Consider the following 10628-nt stretch of genomic DNA (forward strand, 5'->3'; position numbering starts at 1 on the left):
AGATCCCTTGAACCAAATCCGTTTGTATTTGATTCAAAGTCGGCCTACACCCTATTCTTATTCAGCTAATTCTTCAAATTGTGAATTGTAAAGAGACGCATACAATCCGTTTTTAGCCAATAGCTCTTCGTGGTTCCCTTGTTCTTTGATGTCTCCACCTTGCATGTAAAGAATCTTGTCAGCGTCTTTAATCGTTGATAGACGGTGAGCGATAACAAAGGACGTGCGGCCCTTCATTAAGTTGTTCATCGCTTCTTGGATCAAACCTTCTGTCCGGGTATCAACTGATGAAGTGGCTTCATCTAAAATCAAGATCGGCTTGTCTGCTAAGATCGCACGAGCAATCGTCAACAATTGTTTTTGACCTTGTGAGATGTTTGAAGATTCTTCATTCAATTCCATCTCATAACCACCAGGTAAGGTCTTAATGAAGTGATCCACATGAGCAGCTTTGGCAGCGGCATAGACTTCTTCATCCGTCGCGTCTAAACGACCATAACGTAGATTGTCCATGATCGTTCCTTTGAACAACCAAGTATCTTGTAAAACCATTCCGATATTTTTCCGTAGATCTGCACGATTAAAGTCTTTGATATTGTGACCATCGATTTTAATGGCCCCGGAATTGACATCGTAAAAACGCATCAATAATTTGACCATCGTTGTTTTCCCTGCACCCGTTGGCCCAACGATCGCTACTGTTTGGCCGGGATCGACATGAGAAGTAAAGTCTTGGATAACGATCTTGTCTGGTGTGTAACCAAATTGTACGTGATCAAAGTCTACCATGCCTTTTGCTTTATCCAATTGCACCGGATTTTCAGCCATTTGATCTTCTTCGTCCTCATCTAAGAATTCAAAGACCCGTTCTGCTGCGGCAGCCATTGATTGCAACATGTTTGATACTTGGGCTAATTGTGCGATTGGTTGGGTTAAGTTACGAACGTATTGGATAAAGGCTTGGATATCACCAACTGTGATTGTGCCATTATAAGCCATAAATCCACCGACGATCGCCACACCCACGTAACCTAAGTTTCCGACAAAGTTCATAATCGGCTGCATCAAACCAGACAGAAATTGAGATTTCCAAGCAGATTTGAATAGCACTTCATTTTGTTCTTTGAATTCCTTCAACGAGTTTTCTTCATCATTGAACAAACGAACGATGGTGTACCCACCGATAGTTTCTTCAACTTTCCCGTTGATAACCCCTAAATATTCTTGTTGGGTTTTGAAATATTTTTGCGAATTTTTCACAACGATCAAGATCAAGATCAATGAGATAGGGACGATCAAGATGGCAACACCCGTCATTTTCACCGAAATCGAAAGCATCATTACGATAACTCCGATGATCGTGAAGGTGGAAGTGATCAACTGTGTCAAGCTCTGGTTCAGTGATTGACCTAACGTATCCACATCATTCGTGATGCGTGAAAGAACTTCCCCGGTTGTCCGGCTTTCAAAATAATTCATTGGCATCCGATTGATTTTTTCAGAAATTTCTTTCCGCATCCGATACGTGATCTTTTGGGAGATCGTTGACATGATCCAACCTTGGATGACTCCGAATAAGGAAGCCACCACATACAGGCCTAGCATGAATAAAAGAATACCCCCGATTTTATCAAAATTAATATCGCCGGTTCCTTGATATTTTTTGATTAACCCGTTAAATAATTCAGTAATTGCTTTTGATAAGATTTTTGGACCCCAAATATTGAAAATTGTTGAGGCGATCGCGAAGATCATTACAAAGAATACCGCGATTTTATACGCCCCAAGATACGAGACTAATTTTTTCAGCGTACCTTTGAAGTCTTTGGCTTTTTCCGCTGGCGCAGACATCCGTCCAGGGCCGCCACCACGAGGGCGATTTTGTTTTTTTTCTGCCATTTTATTCGCTCCTCCTTAATCCGCTTCTTCTATGCCTAATTCAGCATTGCTTAATTGTGACTGAGCAATTTCTTGATAGACTTCAGATGTTTCCATCAATTCTTCATGACGACCTTGCGCCACGACCCGACCTTCTTCTAAAACAATGATATTGTCCGCATGAAGAATCGTCGAGATTTTTTGGGCTACGATGATTTGAGTCACATCTTTAATGTTTTCAGCGAGCGCTTTTCGCAACGCCACATCTGTCTTGTTATCAAGTGCTGAGAAGGAATCATCGAAAATCAAAATCTTAGGATTTTTCGCTAACGCACGCGCAATCGATAGGCGTTGTTTTTGTCCACCAGAGACGTTCGTTCCACCTTGAGAGATTTCACGATCAAAGCCCTTTTCATTCGAGTCGATAAACTCTTCTGCTTGTGCGATTTGAGCGGCCTTTTTCATTTGTTCATCCGTAATATCGGAATCACCAAACTTAATATTTGAAGCAATATCACCAGAGAATAAGATCCCTTTTTGGGGAACAAAGCCCATAATCTCATGTAATTTATGCATACTCATTTCACGAATATCAATCCCATCCACCGTGATTCGTCCACCAGTTACGTCGAACAAACGTGGAATCAAATTAACGATGGTTGATTTCCCTGAACCCGTTGAACCGATCAAGGCCGTGGTTTCCCCAGGTTTCGCTGTGAAATTAATATGATGCAAGACATCTTCGTCGGCATCACCGTAGCGGAATTGGACGCCTTCAAATTTCACTTCACCCTTGAAATCATGATCATCTTTTGGTTCTTCAGGATCGACAATCGTCGGTTTCGTGTTCAAGACTTCATCAACACGTCCTGCTGCGACATTTGAACGCGGCAAGATGATTGAAACCATTGATAACATCATGAAGGCCATAACGATTTGCATGGTGTACGTAATGAAGGCCATCATGTCACCGACTTGTAATTGGCCCATATCCATGTTGTGGCCACCAACCCAGACAATCAAAACTGAGATCCCATTCATTAAAAGCATCATCAATGGCATCATTAATGACATCGCCCGGTTCACGAACATTTGCGTCTTCATCAAGTTCGTATTCGCTACATCAAACCGTTCTTCTTCATATTTTTCACGAGAGAAGGCACGAATAACTGGCAATCCAGTGATGATTTCACGAGAAACCAAGTTGACACGGTCAACTAAATTTTGCAATGCTTTGAATTTTGGCATCGTTGTTAATAGTAAGGTTAACACTAGAACTAAAACAGCAGCCACGGCTACACCAACGATCCAACCCATTCCTGTTCCTGTTTTATACACGCGATAGATCCCACCAATCCCTAAGATTGGTGCATATAAAACCATCCGCATGATCATGACGATCCCCATTTGAATCTGTTGGATGTCATTCGTATTCCGAGTGATCAGTGAAGCGGGTGAGAATTTTTCCATTTCATTGTTGGAAAAAGCTAATGTCTGTTCAAATTGACCAACGCGTAAATTTTTACCGACTGTTGCGGCAACTAATGACGCGATCAAACCAACGATAATCGCAGCAATCGCTGAGACGAAGGTCAAACCGATCATTTTGGCACCTGTTTTCATCATGTAAGCATTTTGGATTTTTTGGGTATTGACATTCAATGCCTTGTATTCAGCTAAAGTTAATTGAATCCCGACTGTTTTTAACGAATCTTCACCCACATCGCCTAAGTTTTTCTTCGTTGCTTTACGAGCAGCCTCAACTTTTGCTGGCATTGCATCGTTTTGTGTTTTGACTTCAGCACCAATTTTTTGTGCTTCTGCACCTTTGGCTTGTGCTTCAGCCGCTAATTTTTGCGCCTCCGCACCTTTGGCAGCTGCTGTTGCACCATCTGTTGCACTTGCTGCTGCTTTACCAGCCGCTTGCGCTTGTTCGCCTAATGCCTTCGCTTCTTGACCTAAAGCTTGAGCTTTCGCTCCGTTTTTAGCGATGGCTTGGTAATCATCCAGAACTTCTTTGGCTTCTTTCCCATTGGTTGAATCTTTTGATTGGGCGGAAGCAATCATCATCATAGGTAGATTGAAGATTTTTGCTAGCTCATCTTTTGTTGTTCCTTTTTGCAAGTCTAATTTGTAGATATCGACCTTTTTCCCATCAACCGTTTGAGTCGCTTCTTTATAGTTGTCTTTGATTGTTTGCTTCTCTTTATCGGTCATGAAAATCTCAAGCCCTTGAAGCGTTGATTTTCTGATTTTTTCTGGCGTCGACTGTTCAAGTCCTCCTTGTTGAATACCAACGTCTACGATATCTGACGTTAAACTAGGCAAACTTAAATCACTGGATGCTTGCACAATTAATAGCAAGAATACAGCGATGATCGCGTACCAGTATTTTCCAAGATATTTAAAAATCTTCACTATTGATCACTTTCCCCTTCCATGGATATTTTTTTTGAGTAGTCGACAAACTTAGCAGTCAATTCGAGATATTTTTTAGTATCTGCTTCTCCCATTAACTCAAATACTCGAATGATTTTCGTCCGCATTTCCTGTTTTTCAGCTTTCGCTACTTTTTTTCCAGCTTCCGTCAAGCTGACATTGATCTTACGACGATCGTCAGGGTCCATCGTGCGACTAATTAACCCGCGCTTTTCTAAGTTTCCCAACACAGCTGCGATTCGTGCCGTAGATAAATTGAGTGTGTCTGCTAAAAATTTGGGGTTGGCAGGTTCACCTAATATATCTAATGCTTTAATGACGATATTCGCACCTTTACTACTCTTTTCGATCTTACTGAATGCGCCATGGCGATTTTGTACCATTAGATCCATCAGTTCACGTTCAGCTTCTTCTGCGAATGTCATACGACTCCTCCTTCTTAAAAAAATCTAGTTTCTCATTAATGCCTAATAGCGTTAGTTATTAATGCTGTTTGATATTACCTCTTATAAAATGTAAATGCAAGTGTTTTATTCAGAAAATTAAAGAATCCGTTTTCCTTTAAAAAAAATTTTGAAATTTATTCCCTTGACACTTTCAGACAAGCTAAAAAGCCTTCAAGCTGTTACGGTTAACAGACATGAAGACGATGGAATATCTTTCCATTTCTAGTCTATATTCAAAAAAAGCCGCCGAATCAATCGGCGACTTTTCATTTTTTGATTATGGGTGAATATATTGTAACCCTGCTGCACTTAATGTTGCAGTGTTTGGTCCTGTTGGAGTTGGGAAGCCCATTCCACCTTGCGTGATTGTAATCGTATTGTTTGATGCGTTGTACGATTGAACATACGCTACGTGTCCATAAACTGGATCAGCGTTCCATGTTCCAACTGATTGTCCTTGTCCGAAGACAACGATTGAACCCGGTGCCGGTGACCCGTCTACTTGGAAACCATCAGCTGCTGCTGAGGCACCCCATTGACAGCCGTTGCCCCAATAAGTTCCAGCCCATGGTGCCACAGTTTTCACGTACCATGTACATTGACCAACCGCATACATATTACCTGAACCTGTATGATCGACTTTTGAACCCCCACCGGTTGACGGCGCTGGTGCTGGCGATGGCGTAGGTGTTGGCGTACTAGAGTTGTCAGTAGAACTTGTATCTGTCGCTTCAGTTGAAGAAGTTGTTGTGCTTTCTTCACTGGTGCTAGATGAAGCAGTGGTCGTGCTGCTTTCTGTTGTTTCCGTTGTTTCTTTTGCTTGTTCTTGCGCTTTCGCTGCTTCTTCAGCTGCTTTAGCTTGCTCTGCTTCAAAAGCTTTTTGTGCTTTGGCCGCTTCTTTTGCTTGACGTTCTTGCTCAGCTTTTTTCGCTTTGGCTGCCGCTTCTTGTTCTTTCAAGATACGCGCTTGTTCTGCTTTCGCTGCTTCTTGATCTTTTTTCAACTTAGCTTTATCTTGCTCAGCAGTTGCTTGTTCTGCTGCGTAATTTGCTTTTACAACATTCAATTCTGCTTGCTTATTCGCAATTGAATTTTTTTGTGTTTCTAATTCTTTTTGGTTTGCAGCGATTTCTGCAACTTTTGCTTCATTATCTTTAACTTTTGCTTCAACAGCTTTTTCGTCAGCTTTTTGTTGTTCCATTAAAGATTTGTTCGCTTTAACCATTGTCGTCATCGCTTGAACACGACCAACAACATCAGATAATGAATCTGCTTCTAATACAGCGGAAACATAATTCGTTGCTTGCCCTTTTACTTGTGTATCACGAGCTTGATTTTTGATAACTTCATTCCGTTTTGCGATACGTACTTTTAAAACAGCAATTTTATCTTGCAATTTTAGTGTATCTTGATTTAATTTTTCTTGTTTCACTTCTAATTCGTTAACTTTTCCGCTAACTGTCGCAATTTCAGCAGTTAATCCATCGATTTGTGTTTGAACGTCGGATTGTTTACCTTGTAAATCACTGATTTTTTGATCTTTTTCTTGAATTTGCTGATCATAATTATCGGCAAAAGCAATATTGGGAACCGCTGATACGGCGATTGAACATACCAACAATGCTGATAATAAACTCTTCTTCACTAATTATTCCTCCGGCTGTTACTTTAATTTAAAATCTAATCGATCTCATTAAGACAAAAGTAATTCTAACATAGTGATATATCATACAGATAAAAAAAATGTTACAAATATATTTCAATATCAATTTTATTTTATTTTTCAAAAAAATTGTTTTATCGGTAATCAATTCTCTATATTTCAATAAATTAAACATTGATTGTAAGTTATTTTAACGATTGTATCTGCTTTTTATAAATCCGCTCATTTCAAATAGAGGTGCTTAATTCTTCTATTTTTCATAAAAGCTAGCTGTTCGATTCCGATGAAAAAATGGGCTAGGTGCTTTTCTTTGGCTCTATCCCCTTTTTCCTCTAAAATTAAAGTAAAATCAAAAAGGAGGAAATCGTATGCGTTGGCGAGGAGATCGACAAAGTTCGAATGTTGAGGACCGTTCAGGTAGCAGCCGACCCGTGGGCAAAATTGCTACCGGAGGCGGTCTTGGCGTATTTCTAATTGCTATTATCGTTTTCTTTATTTCCGGTGGTGATTTAAGTACCGTGACCGATACCTTAGGCGGGGGCGTCACACCAGCTCCCTATGAAACCGAAAATGTGTCCACAAAGGAATACACTGACCAAAAAGAATTTGCAGCGGTGGTTTTTGCTCATTTAGAAGATTATTGGGAGGGTGAATTCGCTGAACGAAATGAAGCGTATCAAAATCCGAAGCTGGTGCTCTTCACTGATAGTGTGAATTCCGCCTGTGGCCAAGCTAGTTCGCAAGTCGGCCCCTTCTATTGTCCTGCCGATCAAAATGTCTATTTAGATTTAAGCTTCGCGGATGAATTATCAACTAAATATGGGGCAACGGGCGACTACGCGATGGCGTACGTGATCGCCCATGAAGTCGGGCACCATATCCAAAACGAACTAGGAATTTCTAAACAATTAGATAAAATACGGCAACGAGTTTCGGAGACGGAATACAATAAATACAGTGTTCGCTTAGAATTACAGGCTGATTATTTAGCCGGCTGCTTTTCTAACTATTTAGCCGACCAAACCTATCAAGGCCAACCGATCTTAGAAGAAGGCGATATCGACGAGGCGATCACCGCTGCCAATGCAATCGGTGACGATACGTTGCAAAAGGAATACCAAGGCTATGTTGTTCCCGACAGCTTTACACACGGAACGAGCCAACAACGAATCAATTGGTTTAAACGAGGATACAAATACGGTGATCTCGAACACGGAGATACCTTCAATGAGAAAAATTTGGACTTAGCCAGTGCGGCGTAAAAAAAGTGTCGGTCAGTGTTGACCGGCACTTTTTGATTGCCTAACAGATCCATTCGGAAGGCTCTGTTTCACTCTCATTTTCTCACTCAGTTCGCTACATCTGCATTATCAACTATAAACTTGATGAAGGACAGATTTTTGCACTTCATACCCCTTCCCCCATGCGATTCAACCATTTGTCCTTCAATGCCTTGTTCAAGCAAGCTTACTTTTTATTTCACTATGTAGATAACTGAGACCTACTGGAATTACTCGACGGCTTGTTTCTTTGAACAACACAAGGTGCTCTAATTTCTTTCAAACACTTTGAATAGCAACAGAATTCGAAAATCCTTCCCATTTAAATTTATTTTTTCGTTAACAGATCATTTGACTTCCGTAAACTTTACCTACGCAGAAACACCAATGTCTCTATTTCAATACTCGTTCTACAAAAAAAGACGCGTCCATTTTTATTGGGCCCGTCTTTTTTGTGAGGTTTCATTACTACTTTTCTCGCTGTTTATTGCTTATTACTTCATTATTCATTCCTATTGAATTGAAATAGATTATTATTTTGACCCATCACTGAAAAATTTGAATGCTTCAATGGCGCCAAATAAAATTGTTCATCGTTTATTTTCTTTATCAAAGCCTTGATTTCGTTTCCGTCTTCGGTCTTTAGTCGATAGCGGCCACCCTTCACGGCTTCAAATTCCACTGTTCCTGACTCGTCACTGATTCCAGTCAAGGGCTTGCCCTCACGATATACTTCGCGACGACCATTACGTGAATACAACGTGAATGAGTGATTAGCGATTGGCTGATGATCTTCGTCAATAATTGTCAGCCGCAGTAAATAGCGCCGGTTCGCAATCCGAACCGATTTGAGCCAACGATAAAACCCATATAGCAACAGCAAGGCTACTAATAAGGCCCCGCCAAGAATCCCAATTAATTTCAGCCAGCGATCTCGATTGCCTTGATTCAATTTTTTATCGTCTGTAGCTGGCACATAAGGGACGCGATGTCCACGGACTAACAATCGGTGACTGTTAATCATATACGGCGTACAAGTCAACAAAGTGACTAAATCTTGCCCCTGCTCAATGTGTAGATAATCGGTATTGGTAGGCTCGACTACTTTGATCTGATCTACCTGATAGGCATGAATTTGTTTATTAATATGAATGTAAAATTTATTCCCCATTTTTAACTCGGGCAAATCGGTAAACAACTTGGCTTCCGGCAATCCACGGTGGCCTGAGATTACCGCGTGGGTATTCGCTCCACCGGTGGGATAAGATGTACCTTCAAGTAAGGACGTGCCTTTCGATAAAAACAGATCATTCGTTTCATTAAAGATTGGCAACTTCACTTTGAGTTTTGGAATATCAATGATACCAATCGTATGTTGCTCAAAATAATTCTGGGTTGGTTTTTCTGGTACTTTTTTGCCCTTTATTTTTTTTGACCACGGATCAGCACCAGGGTTACTACCTTTAGCTGCTAATTCTTTATTTTTTTGTTCCATTTTCTCTTGGGCCTGTTTCATCGTAGCTTCATTTTCTGAGTTGGCTTTGTGCTGATAATAATTGATGATCTGCTGGTCTAGCATATTATTCAGACTATCGCTGACAAACGGGTACAACAATGCTCCTACCCCAATCAGTAATACCATCATCATTACAATATCAAGGAACAGCCGTTTCTTTTTTTGTTTCTGTTTCACGGAAAAATTCCTTTCCCTCATTATGTACAAAGATAGACTACGAATTCGCAGTCTATCTAAATTAGATGCTCTTTAATTTTTTATGCTTCTAAATGTTTTCTACCACGAGTAAAGTATACCACTGCGATAATAAGTGCAATCACCCCGACTGCGATGAACGCGTAGATCCCTTTACCACCGGTAGAAGGAAGGGTTCCTTTAGACTTATTATTAACTTGTAACTCAGTTTTACCATTATCTGCGTTAAAACTTATTGGTTTTCTAGCTAAAACATATCCTGTTGGTGCCTTTGTTTCGATTAATTCATATGAAATATCTTCCTTATCACTATCAGATTTTGTTTTGGCTAAACCAGACACACTAAAATGACCATTTTCATCTGAAGATATTTTTGTAGCATTTTTTCTTCTTTTATCCATGTGATTTTACTTGAAGCCAATGTGTTATGAGATCCATTGCCGATATTGGCAAATTGGGCAAATTCTTTTTCATCATTTACCGTTTTTCTTGCAATAACAAATTCTGCACCTTGAAGCGGCTTACCAGAATCTAAATCTTTCTTGATAAATGAATGCCCATAAGTCTTAACAGTATCTTGATTATGTTTAGGCTTAAAGTTATTGTTAAAATTTATCTTATTGGCAATACCAGTATCTAAAGCAGTTCCTGGCTTCAATCTCATATCGACCGTAAAAGTGACATCTTTATTAATGTAAGGAGTCAATTGCTTAGGATTGTTAAACTTCACAGTAAATTTAGTTTCGCTATTTTTCACAGTTGTTGTCTCAACATTTTTTTGGGCATTACCATTAATATTAACCGTAGCATTTATATCATCCATAGAAGATATAAGTTCTAACTTAGAATCATACTCATCTTCTAATTCAAATTTGGTATATTGTGCTACATCATTAGGAATATTTAGTTTAATAGTAAAAGTTACTTTTTGTCCAATTTCTAGATCGTGATCATCAGCATTTTTAGTTGGTTCCGGCACTATGTAATTATAAGCATTAGCACCCGTTTCGTTACTTCCTGTATAAACATATGTTACATCGCCTTGTTCATTATACATCGGTGTCGCTGTGACTGTTTGATCGTTCTCTATTTGATCAGTATCTTTTTGAACACTCATTGCTTGTCCTTTAAAATCCTGAATTCCCGGAATTTATAACGAGGGAGGGGCAACCCCTAACGCCTCATATAATTCCTTCTGCTTCGTCGTAACC

General features: G+C 39.9%; 8 protein-coding genes and 1 pseudogene. 1 reads left to right on the forward strand and 8 read right to left on the reverse strand.

What is annotated here, in order from left to right; genetic code table 11:
• Positions 1–57: 57 nt before the first annotated feature.
• The 4 genes from FFM67_RS10915 to FFM67_RS10930 all read right to left on the reverse strand — a co-directional run bounded on the left by FFM67_RS10915 (position 58) and on the right by FFM67_RS10930 (position 6408).
• The gene (locus tag FFM67_RS10915) at positions 58–1899 is read right to left on the reverse strand and encodes an ABC transporter ATP-binding protein (protein WP_137614593.1); all 1842 of its coding nucleotides are present in this window, start codon (positions 1897–1899) and stop codon (positions 58–60) included.
• Between the two features lie 15 nt (positions 1900–1914).
• Entirely contained in the window at positions 1915–4296 is a 2382-nt protein-coding gene (locus FFM67_RS10920; protein WP_137614594.1) for an ABC transporter ATP-binding protein, read from the reverse strand.
• The gene (locus FFM67_RS10925; protein WP_137614595.1) at positions 4296–4742 is read right to left on the reverse strand and encodes a MarR family winged helix-turn-helix transcriptional regulator; all 447 of its coding nucleotides are present in this window, start codon (positions 4740–4742) and stop codon (positions 4296–4298) included. Before FFM67_RS10925 ends, FFM67_RS10920 begins: the two co-directional genes overlap by 1 nt.
• 298 nt (positions 4743–5040) lie before the next feature.
• Complete coding sequence (locus FFM67_RS10930) at positions 5041–6408, reverse strand: CHAP domain-containing protein (protein ID WP_137614596.1); 1368 nt, start codon at positions 6406–6408, stop codon at positions 5041–5043.
• A 386-nt stretch (positions 6409–6794) separates the two neighbouring features.
• On the opposite strand from FFM67_RS10930, the gene ypfJ reads away from it, so the two are divergent.
• Positions 6795–7688, forward strand: coding sequence for a KPN_02809 family neutral zinc metallopeptidase (gene ypfJ, locus FFM67_RS10935; RefSeq protein ID WP_137614597.1), 894 nt, complete (start codon positions 6795–6797; stop codon positions 7686–7688).
• 520 nt (positions 7689–8208) lie between these two features.
• Here ypfJ and FFM67_RS12635 read toward each other — a convergent pair.
• From FFM67_RS12635 to FFM67_RS10950, 4 genes and pseudogenes are all read right to left on the reverse strand, one after another.
• Positions 8209–8544: a SpaA isopeptide-forming pilin-related protein gene (locus tag FFM67_RS12635; RefSeq protein WP_503825948.1), complete on the reverse strand. Its 336-nt coding sequence runs from the start codon at positions 8542–8544 to the stop codon at positions 8209–8211.
• Positions 8530–9420 (reverse strand): annotated as a pseudogene (locus tag FFM67_RS12560) (class C sortase); the annotation flags it as partial. The pseudogene FFM67_RS12560 and the gene FFM67_RS12635, both read right to left, overlap by 15 nt.
• A gap of 59 nt (positions 9421–9479) precedes the next feature.
• A complete protein-coding gene (locus tag FFM67_RS10945) occupies positions 9480–9818 on the reverse strand; it encodes a SpaA isopeptide-forming pilin-related protein (RefSeq protein WP_246042981.1) in 339 nt (112 codons plus the stop codon).
• Positions 9746–10534: an isopeptide-forming domain-containing fimbrial protein gene (locus FFM67_RS10950; RefSeq protein ID WP_137614599.1), complete on the reverse strand. Its 789-nt coding sequence runs from the start codon at positions 10532–10534 to the stop codon at positions 9746–9748. The genes FFM67_RS10945 and FFM67_RS10950 overlap by 73 nt, the downstream gene beginning before the upstream one ends.
• Positions 10535–10628 lie beyond the last annotated feature (94 nt).

Source organism: Enterococcus viikkiensis (assembly GCF_005405345.1).
Classification (GTDB): domain Bacteria; phylum Bacillota; class Bacilli; order Lactobacillales; family Enterococcaceae; genus Enterococcus_A; species Enterococcus_A viikkiensis.